The organism is Paraneptunicella aestuarii (genome assembly GCF_019900845.1).
Classification (GTDB): Bacteria; Pseudomonadota; Gammaproteobacteria; order Enterobacterales; family Alteromonadaceae; genus Paraneptunicella; species Paraneptunicella aestuarii.
Window position 1 is genome coordinate 4,513,440 of record NZ_CP074570.1, and the last position, 21,096, is coordinate 4,534,535.

Genomic DNA, 21,096 nt, shown 5'->3' on the forward strand with positions numbered 1-21,096 from the left:
GTAGGGTGCGACCAACGCGCTTGTGAAGGTGGACGATTACCTCAAAGTTTCAATCCACGCACCCGCGTAGGGTGCGACAAGTGCGAGCAGTTTATTTATCTGCTCTCGGTAGACGTTTCAATCCACGCACCCGCGTAGGGTGCGACTATTTGCTCTTGCTCGTTCTTGGGGACAACAAGGTTTCAATCCACGCACCCGCGTAGGGTGCGACGTTTTGTCATCATCATTATCACCTTGCATTGCATGGTTTCAATCCACGCACCCGCGTAGGGTGCGACCTCCGTCTGCATTGCACACCCAAAGAAGGATCCACGGTTTCAATCCACGCACCCGCGTAGGGTGCGACCCTCCATGACAATGGGAAAGGCTCGCATTCCAGGTTTCAATCCACGCACCCGCGTAGGGTGCGACCACTTAGTAGTGAGTATCCGGTTTTAGATTCTAGTTTCAATCCACGCACCCGCGTAGGGTGCGACAGCAGAAGATGGGTTTATATATCCAAACACCGTAGTTTCAATCCACGCACCCGCGTAGGGTGCGACTAAGTTGCTACCGCAAGCCGGAAACGACGAATTAGTTTCAATCCACGCACCCGCGTAGGGTGCGACGGTTCTCACCGATTGAATGACGAATCCACGTGGGTTTCAATCCACGCACCCGCGTAGGGTGCGACCAATGCTCACCGATGAGCTAGGTGGTGTGTGGCTGTTTCAATCCACGCACCCGCGTAGGGTGCGACCCACTGCCGCCCCCTTTTACCCCATATCCAGGGGTTTCAATCCACGCACCCGCGTAGGGTGCGACTAGCTTTGCAGTAGCTTCTGCCGATTCTTCGGCGGTTTCAATCCACGCACCCGCGTAGGGTGCGACTAAGGATCTGCATACTATCTAGTTCGACGTTGTGTTTCAATTCACGCACCCGCGTAGGGTGCGACGCGACCACGCCGACCCTGATATTGATGGTGACGGTTTCAATTCACGCACCCGCGTAGGGTGCGACTGGCTTGTTAAGTTTGTTGGCGCTGATGGAGCGCTGTTTCAATTCACGCACCCGCGTAGGGTGCGACAGCGTCCTCTGTGATACTGATTACAGAAGGGCTGAATGTGGCATTTCCGCTAACCTCTGCAAAAACACCACACGCAAACAATAAAACAGTCCTGAGATTTCTTCAATGTCTTGTGGTTAAAGGCTTGCAGCCTTCCGCTAATCTACCGGGTTTTTAATGAGCACCGCAGGTTAGCGGTAATTGACTAATCTGCATTTTTACAGAGCTAACCTTATACCAATCCCATTAAAAATATGATCTAATTAAGTCAGTGAAGACAAAACAGATAATTAGATGCTAAAAAAGATAGATTTCACAGCGCTTTCCAAAAAGGAAACTAACGCAGCTAAAAGGATCAGGTTACTTGCATTGGCTCATTACAGTGAAGGAATGAACAAAGCACAAATAGCTAGAACACTTAAGGTCAGCAGGGCAAGTGTAAATAAATGGGTAGCGGCTTTTCTGGATAAAGGAATTGATGGCCTGGATGCCAAATCTCCTCCCGGTCGTCCTGCATCGCTGTCATCAGAACAGATAAAAAAGCTATCTCGCTATATTGAATATCATAGTCGTTCTGATGTTGGGGGAAGACTGACGGGAGCCGATATCCAAGCCTGGATATCGAGCCATCTGAATGTGGATTATAAAATGTCCAACATTTACCGTCTCTTGCATCAATGGGGTTTTTCATGGATTTCCAGCCGTTCAAAACACCCTAAGCAATCGCAAAACGCTCAGGAAGAGTTTAAAAAAACTGGAGATTAATGTGATCAAACTTTGTCCAGGACATCTGTCTCTGAACAATGTTGATATATGGTTTCAGGATGAAGCTCGCTTTGGTCAGCAAAATACCACCTCTCGTTTATGGGCGATAACTGGCAGTCGCCCACGCGCAGTCAAACAGCAACAATTTGAATATGCCTATCTTTTCGGTGCTGTCTGTCCCGCAACCGGTGAAACAGAAGCGCTCATAACGCCGTGGGTCAACAAGGATGCAATGACATTGCACTTGAAACAGATTTCTGAACGTACTAAACCGGGGCGAATGGCTGTCGTCATCATGGATGGCGCAGGATGGCATACAGAGGACACGATCCAACAGTTTGATAATATTCGTATGCTAAAGCTTCCTCCCTACTCACCGGAACTGAATCCGGTTGAGCAGGTATGGAGTTGGCTTCGTCAGCACGCACTATCCAATCGCATATTTGAAGGGTATGAAGATATCGTGGATGCATGTAGTGACGCCTGGAATACATTTGTCAAAGATACCCATCGTGTTATCTCTTTATGCACCAGAAAATGGGCACAGTTAAATGGCTAGGTTTTTAATGGGATTGGTATTACTCGGGCAGTCCCAGCCCTCGCCCTAAAGGGCCATGCTAAAGCATGTTCAAAAACGCTCCCGACGTTTTTGTCACTACGTTCGAGTAGCATCCAGATACACAGTTAAATAAAAAAGCCCCTGTCTTTCGACAAGGGCTTTTTTATTAAATTAGGAGCCTGGCAGTGTGCTACTCTCACATGGGGAAACCCCACACTACCATCGCCGCTAGTACGTTTCACTTCTGAGTTCGAGATGGATTCAGGTGGTACCGTACCGCTATTGCCGCCAGGCATAAACTGTCACAATGTAAAAAAAGCTGTCATCAAATTCGAATCAGGACGCTAGTATCAGTATCCTATCAGACTTGCGAAGTCATCATTCAACGCCAAGCGCTACTCGTTCACATTCGTTACTTAAGTCAACTTGGGGTTGCATGGTTAAGCCTCTCGGGCAATTAGTACAGGTTAGCTTAACGCCTTACAACGCTTCCACACCCTGCCTATCAACGTCGTCGTCTACAACAACCCTTCAGGACGGTTAAACCGTCAGGGATGATTCATCTCGAGGCTCGCTTCCCGCTTAGATGCTTTCAGCGGTTATCGATTCCGAACATAGCTACCGGGCAATGCCATTGGCATGACAACCCGAACACCAGCGGTTCGTCCACTCCGGTCCTCTCGTACTAGGAGCAGCCCCCCTCAATCATCCAACGCCCACACCAGATAGGGACCGAACTGTCTCACGACGTTCTAAACCCAGCTCGCGTACCACTTTAAATGGCGAACAGCCATACCCTTGGGACCGACTTCAGCCCCAGGATGTGATGAGCCGACATCGAGGTGCCAAACACCGCCGTCGATATGAACTCTTGGGCGGTATCAGCCTGTTATCCCCGGAGTACCTTTTATCCGTTGAGCGATGGCCCTTCCATACAGAGCCACCGGATCACTATGACCTACTTTCGTACCTGCTCGACGTGTCTGTCTCGCAGTTAAGCTGGCTTATGCCATTGCACTAACCTCACGATGTCCAACCGTGATTAGCCAACCTTCGTGCTCCTCCGTTACGCTTTGGGAGGAGACCGCCCCAGTCAAACTACCCACCAGGCACTGTCCTCACCCCAGATAATGGGGCAAAGTTAGGACATCAAACATACAAGGGTGGTATTTCAAGGATGGCTCCACACATACTGGCGTACGTGCTTCAAAGCCTCCCACCTATCCTACACATGTAGGGTCAATGTCCAGTGCCAAGCTGTAGTAAAGGTTCACGGGGTCTTTCCGTCTAGGTGCGGGTACACAGCATCTTCACTGCGATTTCAATTTCACTGAGTCTCGGGTGGAGACAGCGTGGCCATGGTTACACCATTCGTGCAGGTCGGAACTTACCCGACAAGGAATTTCGCTACCTTAGGACCGTTATAGTTACGGCCGCCGTTTACCGGGGCTTCGATCAAGAGCTTCGCTTACGCTAACCCCATCAATTAACCTTCCGGCACCGGGCAGGTGTCACACCGTATACGTCCTCTTTCGAGTTAGCACAGTGCTGTGTTTTTAATAAACAGTCCCAGCCACCTGGTCACTGCGACCTCCAATCGCTTAGAGAGCAAGTCTCATCACAATCAAAGGCGTACCTTCTCCCGAAGTTACGGTACTATTTTGCCGAGTTCCTTCACCCGAGTTCTCTCAAGCGCCTTAGTATTCTCTACCTGACCACCTGTGTCGGTTTGGGGTACGGTTTGTATGCACATAAGTTTAGAGGCTTTTCCTGGAAGCAGGGCATCTGCAACTTCACTGCCGTAGCAGCTCGTCTCGTGCCTCAGAATTAAGAGTCCGGATTTGCCTAAACTCTCTTCCTACACACTTTCACATGGACAACCAACGCCATGCCTGCATAGCCTTCTCCGTCCCCCCTTCACTGTACATACAAGTACGGGAATATTAACCCGTTTCCCATCGACTACGCATTTCTGCCTCGCCTTAGGGGCCGACTCACCCTGCCCTGATTAGCATGGGACAGGAAACCTTGGTCTTCCGGCGTGGGGGTTTTTCACCCCCATTGTCGTTACTCATGTCAGCATTCGCACTTGTGATACCTCCAGCAAACCTTTCAGTTCACCTTCAACGGCTTACACAACGCTCCCCTACCCAGCATACAAGTATGCTGCCGCAGCTTCGGTGTATAGCTTAGCCCCGTTACATCTTCCGCGCAGGCCGACTCGACTAGTGAGCTATTACGCTTTCTTTAAAGGGTGGCTGCTTCTAAGCCAACCTCCTAGCTGTCTTAGCCTTCCCACATCGTTTCCCACTTAGCTATAACTTTGGGACCTTAGCTGGCGGTCTGGGTTGTTTCCCTCTTCACGACGGACGTTAGCACCCGCCGTGTGTCTCCCGGATAGTACTCACAGGTATTCGGAGTTTGCATGGGGTTGGTAAGTCGGGATGACCCCCTAGCCCAAACAGTGCTCTACCCCCTGTGGTATTCGTCCGAGGCGCTACCTAAATAGCTTTCGGGGAGAACCAGCTATCTCCCGGTTTGATTGGCCTTTCACCCCCAGCCACAAGTCATCCCCTAATTTTTCAACATTAGTGGGTTCGGTCCTCCAGTTGATGTTACTCAACCTTCAACCTGCCCATGGCTAGATCACCGGGTTTCGGGTCTATACCCTGCAACTAAGCGCCCAGTTAAGACTCGCTTTCGCTACGGCTCCCCTATTCGGTTAACCTTGCTACAGAATATAAGTCGCTGACCCATTATACAAAAGGTACGCAGTCACAGAACAAGTCTGCTCCCACTGCTTGTACGTATACGGTTTCAGGTTCTATTTCACTCCCCTCGCCGGGGTTCTTTTCGCCTTTCCCTCACGGTACTTGTTCACTATCGGTCAGTTAGGAGTATTTAGCCTTGGAGGATGGTCCCCCCATCTTCAGTCAAGATAACACGTGTCCCGACCTACTTAATATGTGAATATGATGTCTTCGTGTACGGGGCTATCACCCTGTATCGCGGAGCTTTCCAACTCCTTCCACTAACATCATAATCATCGGCTAACCCCCGTTCGCTCGCCGCTACTAAGGGGATCTCGGTTGATTTCTTTTCCTAAGGGTACTTAGATGTTTCAGTTCCCCTCGTTTGCTTCTACACCCTATGTATTCAGGTGCAGATAATCCCTAAGGATTGGGTTGCCCCATTCGGAGATCGTTGGCTATAACGTTTTTTGTCAACTTACCAACGCTTATCGCAGACTAACACGTCCTTCATCGCCTCTAACTGCCAAGGCATCCACCGTATACGCTTTGTCACTTAACCATACAACCCCAAATTACCTAAGTAATTCAGAGTCATAAAGCTGTGACTTCGCCGCTTTCTTGTCAGATAGGATATCTAATTTGCTAGAACCCTAATTCTTTAATACTTACTTGATGATTTTTCAGCTTTTCCACATTGTTAAAGAACATTTAAGGCAAAACCTTAATGAATTTAAACACAACGTATAAATTCATTAAGATTCTTGCACAAAGAAGTAGGAAGAAATGGTGGAGCTAAGCAGGATCGAACTGCTGACCTCCTGAATGCAAATCAGGCGCTCTCCCAGCTGAGCTATAGCCCCATTTTTCTTGCTGCTTACTTTCGCTTCACTCGTCGTTTTTCTTCGTATCTCACTCAGTCATTTACTCAGTGTAAACTCCTTCGTTCGCTACTCGAAAAGCCTCGACTGAAACGAAACTACTTGCAATAACCGTATCTGTTTATTTAGATTTAAATCTTTTTCATTCGAGGCATTTGATGAGGACGCTTAGACCACTAAGCGACGAGTCAAATAGCGAAGAATGAGGATGATTTGGTAGGCCTGGGCAGACTTGAACTGCCGACCTCACCCTTATCAGGGGTGCGCTCTAACCAGCTGAGCTACAGGCCTATCTTGCTGCGCTCTTTAGTCTTATATCGCGTTTTGCTTCCTCATTCAGTCAGTCATTTACCTTGTGTAAACTCCTTCCTTCATTCGTCGCAAAGCCTCATCTAAGACTAAATTGCTGGCAACCTATTTCGCCAACAACGACTGCTGTCAAAGCGAAAACCTTTAAACAGGTACGACTTACTCTTTGCTCTTATTCTCAATAAAACAATCTGTATGGACACTCAGTCAAAAAAGACTAACTTTTCGTAAGGAGGTGATCCAACCCCAGGTTCCCCTAGGGTTACCTTGTTACGACTTCACCCCAGTCATGAAACACAAAGTGGTAATCGCCCTCCCGAAGGTTAGACTAACTACTTCTTTTGCATCCCACTCCCATGGTGTGACGGGCGGTGTGTACAAGGCCCGGGAACGTATTCACCGCAGTATTCTGACCTGCGATTACTAGCGATTCCGACTTCATGGAGTCGAGTTGCAGACTCCAATCCGGACTACGATAGGCTTTAAGGGTTCCGCTCCACATCACTGCTTGGCTTCCCTCTGTACCTACCATTGTAGCACGTGTGTAGCCCATCCCGTAAGGGCCATGATGACTTGACGTCGTCCCCACCTTCCTCCGGTTTGTCACCGGCAGTCTCCTTAGAGTGCCCAACTTAATGCTGGCAACTAAGGACAAGGGTTACGCTCGTTGCGGGACTTAACCCAACATCTCACGACACGAGCTGACGACACAGCCACCTGCAGCAGAGCACCTGAAGGCATCTCTGCCAAATTCTCTGGATGTCAAGGGATGGTAAGGTCTTCGCGTTGCATCGAATTAAACCACATGCTCCCCGCTTGTGCGGGCCCCCGTCAATTCATTTGAGTTTTAACCTTGCGGCCGTACTCCCCAGGCGGTCTACTTAGCGCGTTAGCTTCGCCACGCATCGTTATAAAACAACACACAGCTAGTAGACAGCGTTTACGGCGTGGACTACCAGGGTATCTAATCCTGTTCGCTACCCACGCTTTCGCACATGAGCGTCAGTCTATCTCCAGGGGGCCGCCTTCGCCACTGATGTTCCTCCAGATCTCTACGCATTTCACCGCTACACCTGGAATTCCACCCCCCTCTAAACGACTCTAGTTTGCCAGTTCTAAATGACTCTCCCAGGTTGAGCCCGGGGCTTTCACATCTAGCTTAACAAACCGCCTGCGTGCGCTTTACGCCCAGTAATTCCGATTAACGCTCGCACCCTCCGTATTACCGCGGCTGCTGGCACGGAGTTAGCCGGTGCTTCTTCTGTGGTTAACGTCACAGCTGGCAGGTATTAACTACCAACCTTTCCTCACCACTGAAAGTGCTTTACAACCCGAAGGCCTTCTTCACACACGCGGCATGGCTGCATCAGGGTTTCCCCCATTGTGCAATATTCCCCACTGCTGCCTCCCGTAGGAGTCTGGGCCGTGTCTCAGTCCCAGTGTGGCTGATCTTCCTCTCAGAACAGCTAGAGATCGTCGCCTTGGTAGGCCTTTACCCTACCAACTAGCTAATCTCACTTAGGCTTCTCTTTTGGCGAGAGCTAAAAGCCCCCTTTGACCCTCAGGTATTATGCGGTATTAGCAGTCGTTTCCAACTGTTGTCCCCCTCCAAAAGGCAAATTCCTAAGCATTACTCACCCGTCCGCCACTCGTCAGCAAAGAGCAAGCTCTTCCTGCTACCGTTCGACTTGCATGTGTTAGGCCTGCCGCCAGCGTTCAATCTGAGCCATGATCAAACTCTTCAATTAAATATCGAAATAATAAATTTTTGGTTAGCACTCTTCTAACGAGTGCCCACACAGATTGTCTTATTGAATTGTTAAAGAACAGTTGCTTTCGAAGACCCTCCCAGCCTTGGCTGAGAACCCCTCGAAGCGGACGCGCATTCTACGCTACTAGCTAAAAGTGTCAAGAGTTTATTTTCAGAATTCCGAACATTTTTAGCTCTCTAAAAAATAACTAAATACTGCTATCTTTTAGGTTCTCTTAATGGGGCTTTACACCCTTCCGTAAGAGAGCGTGCATTTTACAAATAGTTTTGATTTGGTCAAGTAGCGAAATCAAAAAAAGTGATCTTTTTTCAATAACACAGGTAATTTGTAAATTTTTTGTTTAAATTATTAAATTTGTGTAACATGTGAACCTTTTCTCGCCATGGAAGTCATACCAGAGATAGCGCGGATATGCGGATATTTTGCTAGCAGTTAGGTATCGCAATAACGATTATTACAAGCGCTTGCGCATGAAGGTTCACTCAAGGTTGTCCATGATGTTTAAGAAAAGTACTCTCGCATTAACGTTGTGTATCTCTATATATGGAAGTGCTTTTGCGTTTACGGATATAGCTGAAAATGAAAATAAGCAATTAAGCGATGAATTCATTCAGCGACAAGTACAGGAAAACATGTCTGTAGGCCGAGCAATTAAGAGTATCGTAGGCCATTATCCCGAGCATACTCAACAAGTAGTTAGTAGCGCTTTGGATCTCTACCCTGAGCAGTATAAGGAAATAATTCATGCTGCAATTTCTACAGAACCATCCTTAACACAAATTATTGTCGAAGTAGCTATTGATAAAGGTATAACAAGCTGCTCCAACATTGTGGAAACTGCCATTAGCGCGGAGCCCAGCTATGTTGATTTCGTTGTCAATGCTGCAGCTCATAGCACCCCTGAGGATTTGCAAGAAATAGTTAGAGTTGCCGTTATCACTGAGCCTGATTCAGCAGATACCATAGTTCAAACTCTAGCAAAATCTCACCCTAATGATGTCGTCAGTATTTTAGCTACAGCAATAGAAGCCGTTCCCTTCGTTGGAGAATATATAGTAGATGCATTACTCGCGGTTTTCCCAGGAAAGGCGGAACAGGTTATCAGCACTGCGGTGAAAGAAAGTATTACTGATGATGAGCATGTCAGAAAGATTTTAGAAACTGCGCAGAGTGCAGGGGTAAATGAAAAAGATTTAGCGAATTTTGCTCGTGAAGGTGGTGCTTCGGAAGCTCTTGTTGCTCAAACTCTAAATAAAGATAAAGACAAAAACTAAACTAGCTCACTGTTATTTCTCTATAGGCTTAATTCTTCTCTTGAATTTTAGGCAATAAAAAACCGGGCTATGCCCGGTTTTTTAATTTGGCTCTGCTGCAATTATTCTGCCGCAGTCTCTTCAGTCGTCTCTACTGCTTCACCAGAAGCACGATCAACCAGTTCTACATAAGCCATAGGTGCATTGTCACCAGTACGGAAACCGCACTTCATGATGCGAGTGTAACCACCTGGACGCTCAACATAGCGAGGACCAAGTTCGTTAAACAATTTACCCACTACTTCTTTATCACGAGTACGAGCAAATGCCAGTCTGCGATTAGCAACACTGTCTTGCTTGGCCAATGTGATTAGAGGCTCAAGTACACGGCGCAATTCTTTAGCTTTTGGCAAAGTTGTTTTGATAATTTCATGCTTTACCAATGAACCTGCCATATTACGGAACATAGCCTGACGATGGCTGCTGTTTCGGTTAAGCTGACGACCACTCTTACGATGGCGCATAATTCTACCCTTCCTATAACAATCGGATTAACAGGTAATCAGATTACTCTTTTTCAGCAATGCTTTCTGGTGGCCAATTTTCCAGGCGCATACCCAGAGATAGACCACGAGAAGCCAACACGTCTTTGATCTCGGTAAGTGATTTCTTACCAAGGTTAGGAGTTTTCAACAACTCAACCTCGGTACGTTGTACCAAATCACCGATATACTGAATCGCTTCAGCTTTAAGACAGTTAGCGGAACGTACTGTAAGCTCCAAGTCATCAACAGGTCGAAGAAGAATGGGATCAAACTCTGGTTTTTCCTCTTTCTCTTCTGGTTCTGACATATCACGAAGATCCACGAAGGCATCCAGTTGCTCTGCCAAAATAGTTGCAGAGCGACGAATAGCTTCTTCTGGATCGATAGTGCCATTAGTTTCCATATCGATGATCAGCTTATCCAAGTCAGTGCGTTGTTCAACACGAGCAGACTCAACATTATAAGCAATACGCTCAACAGGGCTGAATGAAGCATCAACCAATAGACGACCGATCGGACGGTCATCCTCTTCAGAGGAACGACGTGCAGAAGCTGGTACATAACCACGACCCATTTCAACCTTAATACGCATACTGATTTCAGCGTCTCCGGTCAAAGTACAGATTACGTGGTCAGGATTAACGATTTCAACATCACCATCGTGTTGAATATCACCAGCTACAACAGGGCCTGCACCAGATTTAGTTAACGTCAACATTGCTTCTGTTTTGCCTTCAAGGCGCACAGCTAAACCTTTCAGGTTAAGCAAGATTTCGATTACGTCTTCTTGCACACCCTCTTTGGTGCTGTACTCGTGCAAAACACCATCAATTTCTACTTCAGTCACAGCACATCCAGGCATAGACGAAAGTAAAATTCGACGCAACGCATTACCAAGTGTATGTCCAAAACCCCTTTCCAGCGGTTCCAGAGTGACCTTGGCGCGGGTTGCATTGACGTTTTCAATCTCAACTAACCTTGGTCTAAGGAAATCAGTAACAGAACCCGACATTGTATCCTCTCTTTAACTAGCCAACTTTACTTACTGTAAAGTTCAACAATAAGTTGTTCGTTGATTTCTGCAGACAAATCGCTTCTTTCAGGGATGCGCTTGAACGTACCCTTCATTTCCTTTCCGTCTACTTCAATCCAGGTTGGTTTTTCGCGTTGCTCAGAAAGCTCCAAAGCAGCAGCGATACGCGATTGCTTCTTGGATTTTTCGCGAACAGCTACAACGTCTTCGGCTGATACGTTGTAAGATGGAATATTTACAACCTGACCGTTAACCATAATCGCTTTGTGGCTTACAAGTTGACGCGCTTCAGCACGTGTACTTGCAAAACCCATACGATAAACAACGTTATCCAGACGCTGTTCCAACAATTGCAACAAGTTTTCACCAGTGTTGCCAGTGCGTCTTGCAGCTTCTTTATAGTAGTTACGGAATTGCTTTTCCAGTACGCCGTACATACGACGAACTTTTTGCTTTTCGCGCAACTGTACACCGTAGTCTGAAAGACGACCACGACGCGCACCGTGTTGTCCAGGGGCCGTTTCAATATTACATTTTGAATCTACCGCACGAACGCCACTTTTCAAGAACAAGTCTGTGCCTTCGCGACGACTTAGCTTGAGTTTTGGACCCAAATATCTTGCCATGATTATTCTCCAACAATACGCCGATTAAACGCGACGTTTTTTCGGTGGACGACAACCGTTGTGAGGAATAGGCGTCACATCGGTAATGTTGGTAATGCGGTAACCTGTCGCATTCAGTGCGCGAATTGCAGATTCACGACCTGGGCCAGGACCTTTTACAAACACTTCCAAGTTTTTCAAACCATATTCCTGTGCAGCGGTACCAGCACGCTCAGCAGCAACCTGCGCAGCAAAAGGAGTTGATTTACGTGAACCACGGAAACCAGAACCACCCGATGTTGCCCATGCAAGTGCATTACCTTGGCGGTCAGTAATCGTCACAATGGTATTATTGAAGGAAGCATGGATGTGAGCCATCCCATCTGCTACCTGGCGTTTTACGCGCTTACGCGTACGAGTTGGTGCTTTTGCCATATCTTATTCCCCCGCTTACTTCTTAATAGGCTTACGAGGACCTTTGCGAGTACGAGCGTTCGTTTTTGTACGCTGTCCACGCAGAGGCAAGCTACGGCGGTGGCGAATGCCACGAAAGCAGCCTAGGTCCATCAAACGTTTGATGTTCATTTGTACTTCACGACGCAAGTCACCTTCAACAGTGAACTGTGCGACGCGATCACGCAACTGATCCAATTCAGCTTCGGACAAGTCTTTAATTTTAGTAGTTTCGGCAACACCAGCTTCGGCACAAATCAATTTTGCGCGAGTCGTACCAATACCGTAGATTGAACGAATTGCAACCACAGCATGCTTGTGTTCCGGAATGTTAATGCCAGCTATACGGGCCATTAACAGCACTCCTCTATATAAGTTAGTCGCCAGATAAAAAGCCCGTAAGGATACTTATCCGGCATATTAATTGCAAATATTTTAATCAGAACGCATTCCATCGAAACGGAAACATTCAAATACTGCGTAAAGTGTCCAGCTACAAAATGCAACTGGACAGTTTTATCCGCTTAGCCTTGTCTTTGCTTATGCTTAGGCTCACTGCAGATTACACGCACAACGCCGTTGCGCTTGATAATCTTACAGTTACGGCATATTTTCTTTACGGATGCACGAACTTTCATTTCATCACTCCGTCAGTGCCAACTTAGCGACCGTAGCCTTTAAGATTGGCTTTTTTCAATACATTCTCATATTGATGAGACATCAAATGAGTTTGTACCTGTGCCATAAAGTCCATGATTACTACAACGATAATCAACAAGGATGTACCGCCAAAGTAGAACTGAACGCTCCACGCAATCATCATGAATTCGGGCACTAAACAGATAAAGGTAATATATAAAGCACCAGCTAATGTCAGGCGAGTCATTACTTTATCAATGTAACGCGATGTTTGTTCACCCGGACGAATACCCGGAACAAACGCGCCAGACTTTTTCAAGTTATCCGCTGTTTCGCGAGGGTTAAATACCAACGCAGTATAGAAGAAACAGAAAAAGATAATAGCTATCGCATAAAGCATGACATACAAAGGTTGACCAGGAGACAACATCACAGAGACGTCTTGTAACCAGGACAACGCTTCATTTTGACCAAACCAGGTGGCGATTGTACCAGGGAACAAAATAATGCTTGATGCAAAGATAGGTGGAATTACACCAGCCATATTCACCTTCAAAGGAAGGTGAGTGCTTTGCGTCCCCATCATTTTGCGACCTTGCTGTTGCTGCTTCGCATAGTTAACAACAATGCGACGCTGCCCACGCTCAACAAAGACAACAAAGTAAGTTACCGCAAGGATAACGATGCCAATGAAGAACAGGAACAACAGGTTCAAATCACCTTGTCTTGCTTGCTCTACCGTTTGGCCAATAGCCGTAGGTAAACCAGCAACAATTCCGGAGAAGATCAAGATAGAGATACCGTTACCGATACCTCTTTCTGTAATTTGCTCACCCAACCACATCAGGAACATAGTTCCAGTGACCAAGCTGACAACTGCCGTAAAATAGAACCCAAGACCAGGATTGACAACCAAGCCAGAAACCAGATTGGGTAAGCCAGTAGCAATACCAATCGCTTGGAAGATAGACAATACCAAAGTGAAATACCTTGTATATTGACTAATCTTGCGTCTTCCAGCCTCGCCTTCTTTTTTCAGTTCCATCATTGGTGGGTGCACCACAGTTAATAACTGAATAATGATGGACGCAGAAATGTAAGGCATGATCCCTAGTGCCAACACAGAGGCACGCTCAAGCGCGCCACCTGAGAACATGTTGAACATTTCAACAATAGTACCTTTCTGTTGTTCAAAAAGGTCGGCTAGCACCGCAGGATCAATACCAGGGATCGGCACATAAGAGCCAAATCTGAATACGATGATTGCTCCAAAAACGAACAACAATCGCGACTTCAGTTCACTCAAACCGCCTTTCGCTGAATCAAGTCCTGGTTTTGCCATGGTAGGTTATTCCTCTACTTTACCGCCAGCAGCTTCGATTGCTTCGCGGGCGCCTTTAGTTACCTTCAAACCTTTAACAGTCACCGCACGAGTAACTTCACCGCTTTTCATCACTTTAACGTACAGGCGGTCTTTTTTGACGATGCCAGACGCTTTCAAGCTTTCAAGTGAAACTACTTCGCCTTCAACCTTGCAGATTTCATTCAGAGTAACCTGATCCGCAAACAAAGATTTGCGAGATGTGAAACCAAACTTAGGTAAACGGCGCTGGATTGGCATTTGTCCGCCTTCGAAACCTGGACGCACAGTACCGCCAGAACGAGACTTCTGACCTTTGTGACCGCGACCACCAGTTTTACCAAGACCTGAACCAATACCTCTACCTAGACGTTTTGCGGGCGTCTTGGCTCCTTCAGCAGGAGCAATTGTATTTAAACGCATGTTACTCTCCTACTACCTGAACCATGTAATAAACTTTATTGATCATGCCACGTACCGCAGGCGTATCTTCACGCTCTACGACATGACCAATGCGACGCAAACCCAAACCAACCAAAGTCGCTTTATGCTTTGGAAGACGACCAATTGAGCTTTTGGTTTGCTTAATTTTAATCATGTTAGCCATGTTTAATTACCCCAAAATATTCTCAACGGACAATCCACGCTTAGCAGCAACTTGCTCAGGTGACCTCATATCAGTCAACGCTTTGATTGTTGCTCTTACCACGTTAATCGGGTTTGTGGAGCCATAACACTTAGACAATACGTTTTGAACGCCAGCAACTTCCAAAACCGCACGCATTGCACCACCGGCGATGATACCAGTACCTTCTGATGCAGGTTGCATGTAGACTTTAGAGCCTGAATGACGACCCTTAATAGGGTGTTGCAAAGTATTGCCATTCAATTCTACTGTGACCAGGTTACGACGCGCTTTTTCCATTGCTTTTTGAATAGCAGCAGGAACTTCGCGAGCTTTACCGTAACCAAAGCCAACGCGGCCATTGCCATCGCCAACTACAGTCAACGCGGTGAAGCTGAATATACGACCACCTTTAACCACTTTTGCAACACGGTTAACAGCGATCAACTTTTCCAGCATTTCACCATTTTGAACTTCTACTTTAGCCATAAATCACTCCTAGAACTGAAGACCAGCTTCACGAGCTGCATCAGCTAGTGCCTTGACACGACCATGGTATTTGAAACCACTTCTGTCGAATGCCACTTCTTTAACACCTTTTTCCAAAGCACGTTCTGCAATCGCTTTACCAACGAAAGCAGCGGCTTCAACGTTGCCGGTGTTCTTAAGGCTGTTACGTACATCTGCCTCAACAGTTGATGCCGCAGCCAACACTTCTGAACCCGTAGGGGTGATCAGCTGTGCATAGATGTGGCGAGGCGTACGGTGAACTACCAAGCGATGAGCCGCCAGTTCACGGATTTTATAACGTGCGCGGGAAGCGCGACGTAAACGAGATGTTTTCTTATCCATCGTACTAACCCCTTACTTTTTCTTGGCTTCTTTACGACGAACGATTTCGTCAGAATAACGAACACCTTTACCTTTATAAGGTTCAGGTGGGCGATAACCGCGGATGTTCGCCGCAACTTGACCAACCAACTGCTTATCACTGCCTTTAACCAGGATTTCAGTTTGAGTTGGTGTTTCAACGGTAATGCCAGCAGGCATTTCGTAAGCAACCGGGTGTGAAAAGCCAAGAGTAAGATTTAACTTACTACCTTGAGCTTGAGCACGATAACCAACACCGTTTAACTCAAGTTTCTTTTGGAAACCATCAGTAACGCCGATAACCATCGCATTCAACAGAGCACGAGCAGTACCTGCCTGCGCCCAACCGTCAGCGAAACCTTCACGAGGAAGAGCTTTCAATTGATTCTCTTCCTGAACGATTTCTACTGCGTCGTTGAATACACGTTCCAACGTACCGTTTTTACCTTTTACTGTGACGCCTTGTCCGGCGATGACTACTTCAACACCAGAGCGGACTTCCACAGGAGCTTTTGCTACGCGTGACATTAGTGCCTCCCCTTATGCTACATAGCCGATGATTTCACCGCCCATGCCTGCATTACGAGCAGCACGGTCAGTCATCACGCCTTTTGAGGTAGAAACAATCGCTACACCTAGACCACCCATCACTTTTGGCAGCTCATCTTTTTTCTTATAGATGCGCAGACCTGGACGGCTTACACGTTCGATAGTGTCGATAACTCTCTTGCCCTGGAAGTACTTCAAAGTAACATTCAGTTCAGGTTTAACGTCACCTTCAACAGCGAAATCTTCGATGTAACCTTCGTCTTTCAACACTTTGCAGATAGCAAGGCGTAATTTAGAAGAAGGCATAGAAACAGCGATTCTGTTAGCCATTTGGCCGTTTCTAATGCGGGTAAACATATCCGCGATTGGATCTTGCATACTCATATTTGCTACTCCTTACCAGCTGGCTTTTTTCAAACCAGGGACTTCGCCACGCATCGCAGCTTCACGAAGCTTGATACGGCTCAGACCGAATTTACGAAGGTAACCATGTGGACGGCCAGTAACACGGCAGCGGTTACGCTGACGAGTACGAGCAGAATCACGTGGCAGTTGTTGTAGCTTGAGTACAGCAGCCCAACGATCTTCATCAGAAGTGTTTACATCGCTAATGATTGCTTTTAACTCAGCACGCTTGGTTGCATATTTTGCAACTAGCTTTGCACGCTTTACTTCACGCGCTTTCATTGATTCTTTTGCCATAACCCTACACCTTATTTACGGAACGGGAAGTTAAAAGCAGATAACAATGCTTTTGCTTCAGCGTCAGTGTTAGCAGAAGTAGTGATCGTAATGTCCATACCGCGAACCTTATCCACTTTATCGAAATCGATTTCAGGGAAAATGATTTGCTCACGGATGCCCATACTATAGTTACCACGACCATCAAATGACTTAGGATTTAAGCCACGGAAGTCACGGATACGAGGAATTGCAATTGAGACTAAACGCTCAAAGAAATCCCACATACGCTCACCACGCAGGGTTACTTTACAGCCAATCGGATAGCCCTCACGGACTTTAAAACCAGCTACAGACTTACGAGCTTTGGTGACAACAGGTTTTTGACCTGCGATCAGCATCATGTCGTTTGATGCATTTTCCAAAATCTTTTTGTCTGTAATGGCTTCACCTAAACCCATGTTTAGAGTGATTTTTTCCAATCGAGGGACTTGCATGACACTTTTGTACTCGAACTCTTTGGCAAGAGCTGGTACGACAGAGTCTTTGTAGAAATCATGCAGTTTCGCCATCGTCTTCTCCAATTAATTAAATTGCTTCACCGTTAGATTTGAAGATACGAACTTTTTTGTCGCCTTCAACACGGAAACCTACACGATCTGCTTTACCCGTTGCAGGGTTAAGGATCGCTACATTTGATACGTGAATGGGTGCCTCTTTCTCGATGATGCCACCAGCGATGCCAAACTGAGGGTTAGGCTTCTGATGTTTTTTCACCAAGTTTACACCTTCGACGATTAGACGGCTTTCTTCAGTAAGAACTTTAACAACTTTGCCAGTCTTACCTTTGTCTTTACCTGCTAATACGACGATTTCATCATCACGACGAATCTTTCTTGCCATTATCGTGACTCCTTATAGTACCTCTGGCGCCAATGAGACGATCTTCATGTTATCAGCACGAAGCTCACGGGTAACCGGACCAAAGATACGCGTACCAATTGGCTGCTTGTTGGCATTCAACAATACAGCAGCGTTACTGTCGAAACGGATCAAAGATCCATCAGGACGACGTACACCGTGCTTAGTACGCACCACCACCGCGTTTAACACATCACCTTTTTTAACTTTACCGCGAGGAATTGCTTCCTTAACTGTAACTTTGATGATGTCACCGATACCAGCGTAACGGCGGTGAGAGCCACCCAGAACCTTAATACACTGAACCCTGCGAGCGCCGGAGTTGTCGGCAACATCCAGGTTAGTTTGCATTTGGATCATTAGTTAGTGCTCCGCTTAAATCAAAACTCTCTCGAGTAATATTGATAGCAAAAAGTCGTTGCTTTTCTGTGCATAACACCTAAAAACAGGCGACTTTCTATACATACCCCCACAAAAAGGGCGCGGAATCATAACAGAAAAGAAAGGTGAAAGACAGATCAAATATCAAATTAATTTGATGTCGTAAAAACAGGTGCTTTTGGAAGTAAAAATAACCGAAATGAAGCCGGTTAACGGGCGCAGATTGTATTCGTTTATCGAGAGAAAGTAAAAGCTATTTATTGGATTGAGAGGTAATAATAGCTTCAGGTAATTTAAGAGAATCGTTTTTGCTTGAAGAAGCAACTATATAGTTAATATAAGCTTGTAACACACTTGAAGTACCGAGTAAGAAACATTAAAAGAGTTACGCTTCTTAATAAATAGAAAAAACCTGCCGGGTTACCAAGCCCCAGTAGGGATCAAGGTATTTGTCCTCGTCAAACCTTCCCTGAGTAAATTCGCTAATGGCTTTGCGCCAAAAAGTAGTGGCATAGTCAGCACCTTCAATTTGTTTTACCACCCAGGCTCCTGGATACTTCTGCCAAATAGAAAACGCCAGTTTAATGCCCAAATGACGCAGACGAAAGCTAGGCACAATATAGAACTCACACACTTCATAAGAGCGCACTTGCTCTAACGCCAATACGATAAATCCTGCTGGCACATCATTTTCATAGGCCAAAAATGCCAAAGTTTTGTCATTAAGGTGAGTATCTAGCGAAAACAAACCGTCAGCATTCGGCATTTTATGTGTAAGTGCCGAAAACTCAGCTTCATAGGCTTGCGCTAAATTAAGGTAGATATACTCATTATGAGGTTGCACCTGAACTATCTGCATAACCTAACCAACACGTAAATTGAAAAGGCATTCAATGTAATTTCAGTTAGATTGGAGTGCAAGTAAAGCCAACATCATCTTTTTAAAAAGGAGTAGCGAAACCCAATATTTTTCCTCTGTAAATGCGCTCAAAAGTGCTCTCAACCAATATTCAAGTGGGCTTTCCTCTGGTAGTGGTTGATGCCAAGGTGTTCTATAAACAATATAAATTCAATGAATTTGCAAGCGAGGAAAGTAAATTATTTATTACTATTGCAGATGTTAAAGCTAGCTCGAATGAGTCATCTGATACCTGCAACCTTAAGAACTCTTAATAAAACAGGTATTCAGATTTAGCGCTATTAAACTACTTACCTTTAGGGGGGTTATTACCGCGCCCCGGGCCAGAAGGGTTACCAGTTTTTGATGGCCAGTTAGGATTGTTGCTCATTTAAATTCACCCAAGATTGATTGAGTTTATATCCATACTTCCTACAACCACCCAATGGACATGAAATTACATTCCGTAGAGGAACAAAACCGAAATTTAGGCGATAGAGGGGATTTTCAAGAGAAGAAATAAAAAATTTCACTTAAAGGACTTTATCCCCCGCCACCCAGGTTTCATTGACTTTAATCTTCCAGATGTCTTCAGGTATTACTTCAAAGTAATCTTGCTCGGTGAGAATAAAATCGGCTTCTTTGCCAACTTCCAATGTACCAATCAGGTTTTCCTGATGCGCGGCATAAGCGGCATTAAAAGTGAACATTTCCAGTGCCGTTTGTCTATCAACGGCTTCATTTATATACCAACCACCTAAAGGTTCATTATTTCTGTCCTGACGAGTCACAGCTGCATGTAATCCAAAGAAAGGTTCTGCAGGCTCAACAGGAAAATCAGAGCCACCAGCTAACACTACACCCAATTCACGTAGCGAAGCCCATGCATAAGCGCCTTTAATACGTTCTTTTCCTAAACGGTCTTCGGCCATGTTCTTATCACTGGTCGCATGGGTTGGTTGCATGGAAGCAATAACCTGTAATTGCGCTAAACGTGGTAGTTCTTGCGGCCGGATAATCTGTGCATGCTCAATTCGATGACGCAATTCAGCCTTACCCGCCACGTTATGCCATTTGGCAAATTCATCCAGAACCAGGGTATTGGCTCTATCACCAATAGCATGAATATTCACTTGAAACCCCGCTATCATGGCGGCATCAACGTATTTCCCCAAATTTGGAATAGAATGCAACAGCAGTCCTTTTTGCCCCGGTTTATCCGAATAATCATGATGCAAAGCCGCACCACGGCTGCCTAATGCACCGTCGGCAGAAATCTTGACACTGCGAACCGACAACATACCATCGTCCGATTCATAAATGCCGGCTTTCAAGACATCGTCTGCACCCTCAGCTGTGACCGCCAACATGGCATAAACTCGAATAGGTAGCTTGCCTTGTTGTTGTAAAGTTTTATAAGAGTTGATGACTTCCGGGCTTACACCTGCATCATGCACCGACGTTAAGCCCGTAGCCGCTAACGCATTTAAGCTTTTCAATAAATAGAACTGGCGCTCTTGTTCCGTGATTTTTGGCATCACCTTGTAGACCAAATCCATAGCATTATCGATCAACACGCCCGTTGGATTGCCCTGTTCATCCTTAATAATATCGCCACCAGCAGGCGACACCGTAGTGCGGCTTATGCCCGCCAACTCCATTGCCTTTGAGTTCACCCACAAAGCATGACCGTCGATACGAGCCAACATTACAGGGCGTTCAGACACATATTCATCAATGGCTTTTGCTGTGGGAAACTGTTTGCTTGTCCACAGTTCTTGATTCCAACCTCTTCCTGTCACCCACCCCGTTTGCTTCTTTTGTGATTGTTCACGAATGCGTTTTTGCGCCTCAGCCAACGAAGCGGTACCAACCAGATCAACACTGGACAAGGCCATTCCATAACCCAGTACGTGACCATGCGCATCAATCAAACCAGGCAAAAGTGATTGGCCTTTGCCATCAATCACCTTATCGAACTTGCCTTCTTCAGGTGTTTTCTTATAGATACCGGTTATCTTGTTGCCATCGAATGCCAAGGCTTCGAATTGAACCAGCTGTTTCTGAGCATTTAAGCTATACCCCTTCACATTGTGAATGAGAGTCTCAGCCATCAATGACGAACTTACAGTGAATGCGCCTATGGCTGCAAAACACGTAGAAATATAGCGTTTCATGCCCATTCTTCTCATTGCGACTCC

Annotated in this window: 21 protein-coding genes, 2 tRNA genes, 3 rRNA genes and 1 CRISPR repeat array (1 of these 27 cut by a window edge); of the genes, 2 read left to right on the forward strand and 24 right to left on the reverse strand. The window is 46.1% G+C overall.

Annotated elements, in window-relative coordinates; genetic code table 11:
• Nucleotides 1–1,067: direct repeats of the CRISPR family, unit length 32 nt; unit sequence GTTTCAATCCACGCACCCGCGTAGGGTGCGAC (it extends 684 nt beyond the left edge of the window).
• A 273-nt stretch (nucleotides 1,068–1,340) separates the two neighbouring features.
• A protein-coding gene (locus KIH87_RS17595) for an IS630 family transposase (RefSeq protein WP_232359160.1) occupies nucleotides 1,341–2,370 on the forward strand; the annotation gives its coding sequence in 2 pieces (ribosomal slippage) (nucleotides 1,341–1,793 and nucleotides 1,795–2,370; 1,029 coding nt in all).
• A gap of 177 nt (nucleotides 2,371–2,547) precedes the next feature.
• Here the strand turns inward: KIH87_RS17595 and rrf are convergent.
• The 5 genes from rrf to KIH87_RS17620 all read right to left on the reverse strand — a co-directional run bounded on the left by rrf (nucleotide 2,548) and on the right by KIH87_RS17620 (nucleotide 8,058).
• Nucleotides 2,548–2,663: ribosomal RNA gene (rrf, locus tag KIH87_RS17600) — 5S ribosomal RNA — on the reverse strand.
• A gap of 143 nt (nucleotides 2,664–2,806) precedes the next feature.
• Nucleotides 2,807–5,682, reverse strand: a 23S ribosomal RNA gene (locus tag KIH87_RS17605).
• A gap of 225 nt (nucleotides 5,683–5,907) precedes the next feature.
• Nucleotides 5,908–5,983: transfer RNA gene (locus KIH87_RS17610), tRNA-Ala, on the reverse strand.
• A gap of 232 nt (nucleotides 5,984–6,215) precedes the next feature.
• Nucleotides 6,216–6,292, reverse strand: a tRNA-Ile gene (locus KIH87_RS17615).
• 246 nt (nucleotides 6,293–6,538) lie between these two features.
• Nucleotides 6,539–8,058 (reverse strand): 16S ribosomal RNA (locus KIH87_RS17620).
• Together the 16S, 23S and 5S rRNA genes with 2 tRNA genes alongside form the textbook arrangement of a ribosomal RNA operon.
• 518 nt (nucleotides 8,059–8,576) lie before the next feature.
• Between KIH87_RS17620 and KIH87_RS17625 the strand changes: the two genes are divergently transcribed.
• Entirely contained in the window at nucleotides 8,577–9,356 is a 780-nt protein-coding gene (locus KIH87_RS17625) for a hypothetical protein (protein ID WP_408635770.1), read from the forward strand.
• A gap of 101 nt (nucleotides 9,357–9,457) precedes the next feature.
• On the opposite strand, the gene rplQ is transcribed toward KIH87_RS17625, so the two are convergent.
• The 19 genes from rplQ to KIH87_RS17720 all read right to left on the reverse strand — a co-directional run bounded on the left by rplQ (nucleotide 9,458) and on the right by KIH87_RS17720 (nucleotide 21,087).
• Nucleotides 9,458–9,859: a 50S ribosomal protein L17 gene (rplQ, locus tag KIH87_RS17630; RefSeq protein WP_232359161.1), complete on the reverse strand. Its 402-nt coding sequence runs from the start codon at nucleotides 9,857–9,859 to the stop codon at nucleotides 9,458–9,460.
• Nucleotides 9,860–9,902: 43 nt separating this feature from the next.
• Entirely contained in the window at nucleotides 9,903–10,892 is a 990-nt protein-coding gene (locus KIH87_RS17635) for a DNA-directed RNA polymerase subunit alpha (protein ID WP_232359162.1), read from the reverse strand.
• A gap of 26 nt (nucleotides 10,893–10,918) precedes the next feature.
• Nucleotides 10,919–11,539, reverse strand: coding sequence for a 30S ribosomal protein S4 (gene rpsD / locus KIH87_RS17640; RefSeq protein WP_232359163.1), 621 nt, complete (start codon nucleotides 11,537–11,539; stop codon nucleotides 10,919–10,921).
• Nucleotides 11,540–11,563: 24 nt separating this feature from the next.
• Nucleotides 11,564–11,953 (reverse strand): 30S ribosomal protein S11, encoded by a 390-nt coding sequence (gene rpsK / locus KIH87_RS17645; protein ID WP_232359164.1) that lies wholly within the window; start codon nucleotides 11,951–11,953, stop codon nucleotides 11,564–11,566.
• Nucleotides 11,954–11,968: 15 nt separating this feature from the next.
• Nucleotides 11,969–12,325: a 30S ribosomal protein S13 gene (rpsM, locus tag KIH87_RS17650; RefSeq protein ID WP_232359165.1), complete on the reverse strand. Its 357-nt coding sequence runs from the start codon at nucleotides 12,323–12,325 to the stop codon at nucleotides 11,969–11,971.
• A gap of 170 nt (nucleotides 12,326–12,495) precedes the next feature.
• Entirely contained in the window at nucleotides 12,496–12,609 is a 114-nt protein-coding gene (rpmJ, locus tag KIH87_RS17655; RefSeq protein ID WP_039969906.1) for a 50S ribosomal protein L36, read from the reverse strand.
• A 23-nt stretch (nucleotides 12,610–12,632) separates the two neighbouring features.
• The gene (gene secY / locus KIH87_RS17660) at nucleotides 12,633–13,952 is read right to left on the reverse strand and encodes a preprotein translocase subunit SecY (RefSeq protein WP_232359166.1); all 1,320 of its coding nucleotides are present in this window, start codon (nucleotides 13,950–13,952) and stop codon (nucleotides 12,633–12,635) included.
• Nucleotides 13,953–13,958: 6 nt separating this feature from the next.
• Complete coding sequence (gene rplO, locus KIH87_RS17665) at nucleotides 13,959–14,393, reverse strand: 50S ribosomal protein L15 (protein WP_232359167.1); 435 nt, start codon at nucleotides 14,391–14,393, stop codon at nucleotides 13,959–13,961.
• A gap of 1 nt (nucleotide 14,394) precedes the next feature.
• Nucleotides 14,395–14,577, reverse strand: coding sequence for a 50S ribosomal protein L30 (gene rpmD, locus KIH87_RS17670; protein WP_232359168.1), 183 nt, complete (start codon nucleotides 14,575–14,577; stop codon nucleotides 14,395–14,397).
• Between the two features lie 6 nt (nucleotides 14,578–14,583).
• Nucleotides 14,584–15,084, reverse strand: a complete 501-nt coding sequence (gene rpsE, locus KIH87_RS17675) for a 30S ribosomal protein S5 (RefSeq protein WP_232359169.1) — start codon at nucleotides 15,082–15,084, stop codon at nucleotides 14,584–14,586.
• A 9-nt stretch (nucleotides 15,085–15,093) separates the two neighbouring features.
• Nucleotides 15,094–15,447 (reverse strand): 50S ribosomal protein L18, encoded by a 354-nt coding sequence (gene rplR, locus KIH87_RS17680; protein ID WP_232359170.1) that lies wholly within the window; start codon nucleotides 15,445–15,447, stop codon nucleotides 15,094–15,096.
• A 12-nt stretch (nucleotides 15,448–15,459) separates the two neighbouring features.
• Complete coding sequence (gene rplF / locus KIH87_RS17685; protein WP_232359171.1) at nucleotides 15,460–15,993, reverse strand: 50S ribosomal protein L6; 534 nt, start codon at nucleotides 15,991–15,993, stop codon at nucleotides 15,460–15,462.
• Nucleotides 15,994–16,005: 12 nt separating this feature from the next.
• A complete protein-coding gene (gene rpsH / locus KIH87_RS17690; RefSeq protein ID WP_232359172.1) occupies nucleotides 16,006–16,398 on the reverse strand; it encodes a 30S ribosomal protein S8 in 393 nt (130 codons plus the stop codon).
• Nucleotides 16,399–16,410: 12 nt separating this feature from the next.
• A complete protein-coding gene (gene rpsN, locus KIH87_RS17695) occupies nucleotides 16,411–16,716 on the reverse strand; it encodes a 30S ribosomal protein S14 (protein ID WP_232359173.1) in 306 nt (101 codons plus the stop codon).
• An 11-nt stretch (nucleotides 16,717–16,727) separates the two neighbouring features.
• Entirely contained in the window at nucleotides 16,728–17,267 is a 540-nt protein-coding gene (rplE, locus tag KIH87_RS17700; RefSeq protein WP_232359174.1) for a 50S ribosomal protein L5, read from the reverse strand.
• A 16-nt stretch (nucleotides 17,268–17,283) separates the two neighbouring features.
• Nucleotides 17,284–17,598, reverse strand: a complete 315-nt coding sequence (gene rplX / locus KIH87_RS17705) for a 50S ribosomal protein L24 (protein WP_232359175.1) — start codon at nucleotides 17,596–17,598, stop codon at nucleotides 17,284–17,286.
• Nucleotides 17,599–17,610: 12 nt separating this feature from the next.
• Nucleotides 17,611–17,976 (reverse strand): 50S ribosomal protein L14, encoded by a 366-nt coding sequence (rplN, locus tag KIH87_RS17710; RefSeq protein ID WP_232359176.1) that lies wholly within the window; start codon nucleotides 17,974–17,976, stop codon nucleotides 17,611–17,613.
• 415 nt (nucleotides 17,977–18,391) lie between these two features.
• On the reverse strand, nucleotides 18,392–18,856 hold the full coding sequence (locus tag KIH87_RS17715; RefSeq protein ID WP_232359177.1) for a GNAT family N-acetyltransferase: 465 nt from the start codon (nucleotides 18,854–18,856) through the stop codon (nucleotides 18,392–18,394).
• Between the two features lie 572 nt (nucleotides 18,857–19,428).
• Complete coding sequence (locus KIH87_RS17720) at nucleotides 19,429–21,087, reverse strand: amidohydrolase (RefSeq protein WP_332460721.1); 1,659 nt, start codon at nucleotides 21,085–21,087, stop codon at nucleotides 19,429–19,431.
• Nucleotides 21,088–21,096: the final 9 nt, after the last annotated feature.

Bases quoted from the DNA above. Each gene is read 5' to 3' on its own strand.
- rplE (WP_232359174.1), bottom strand. From the start codon at position 17,267: ATGGCGAAACTGCATGATTTCTACAAAGACTCTGTCGTACCAGCTCTT.
- rpmD (WP_232359168.1), bottom strand. From the start codon at position 14,577: ATGGCTAACATGATTAAAATTAAGCAAACCAAAAGCTCAATTGGTCGT.
- rpsM (WP_232359165.1), bottom strand. From the start codon at position 12,325: ATGGCCCGTATAGCTGGCATTAACATTCCGGAACACAAGCATGCTGTG.
- KIH87_RS17715 (WP_232359177.1), bottom strand. From the start codon at position 18,856: ATGCAGATAGTTCAGGTGCAACCTCATAATGAGTATATCTACCTTAAT.
- KIH87_RS17625 (WP_408635770.1), top strand. From the start codon at position 8,577: ATGATGTTTAAGAAAAGTACTCTCGCATTAACGTTGTGTATCTCTATA.
- rpsD (WP_232359163.1), bottom strand. From the start codon at position 11,539: ATGGCAAGATATTTGGGTCCAAAACTCAAGCTAAGTCGTCGCGAAGGC.
- KIH87_RS17635 (WP_232359162.1), bottom strand. From the start codon at position 10,892: ATGTCGGGTTCTGTTACTGATTTCCTTAGACCAAGGTTAGTTGAGATT.
- rplN (WP_232359176.1), bottom strand. From the start codon at position 17,976: ATGATCCAAATGCAAACTAACCTGGATGTTGCCGACAACTCCGGCGCT.
- rpmJ (WP_039969906.1), bottom strand. From the start codon at position 12,609: ATGAAAGTTCGTGCATCCGTAAAGAAAATATGCCGTAACTGTAAGATT.
- rpsN (WP_232359173.1), bottom strand. From the start codon at position 16,716: ATGGCAAAAGAATCAATGAAAGCGCGTGAAGTAAAGCGTGCAAAGCTA.
- rpsK (WP_232359164.1), bottom strand. From the start codon at position 11,953: ATGGCAAAAGCACCAACTCGTACGCGTAAGCGCGTAAAACGCCAGGTA.
- rplR (WP_232359170.1), bottom strand. From the start codon at position 15,447: ATGGATAAGAAAACATCTCGTTTACGTCGCGCTTCCCGCGCACGTTAT.
- rplQ (WP_232359161.1), bottom strand. From the start codon at position 9,859: ATGCGCCATCGTAAGAGTGGTCGTCAGCTTAACCGAAACAGCAGCCAT.
- rplF (WP_232359171.1), bottom strand. From the start codon at position 15,993: ATGTCACGCGTAGCAAAAGCTCCTGTGGAAGTCCGCTCTGGTGTTGAA.
- rpsE (WP_232359169.1), bottom strand. From the start codon at position 15,084: ATGGCTAAAGTAGAAGTTCAAAATGGTGAAATGCTGGAAAAGTTGATC.
- rplO (WP_232359167.1), bottom strand. From the start codon at position 14,393: ATGCGTTTAAATACAATTGCTCCTGCTGAAGGAGCCAAGACGCCCGCA.
- secY (WP_232359166.1), bottom strand. From the start codon at position 13,952: ATGGCAAAACCAGGACTTGATTCAGCGAAAGGCGGTTTGAGTGAACTG.
- rpsH (WP_232359172.1), bottom strand. From the start codon at position 16,398: ATGAGTATGCAAGATCCAATCGCGGATATGTTTACCCGCATTAGAAAC.
- KIH87_RS17720 (WP_332460721.1), bottom strand. From the start codon at position 21,087: ATGAGAAGAATGGGCATGAAACGCTATATTTCTACGTGTTTTGCAGCC.
- rplX (WP_232359175.1), bottom strand. From the start codon at position 17,598: ATGGCAAGAAAGATTCGTCGTGATGATGAAATCGTCGTATTAGCAGGT.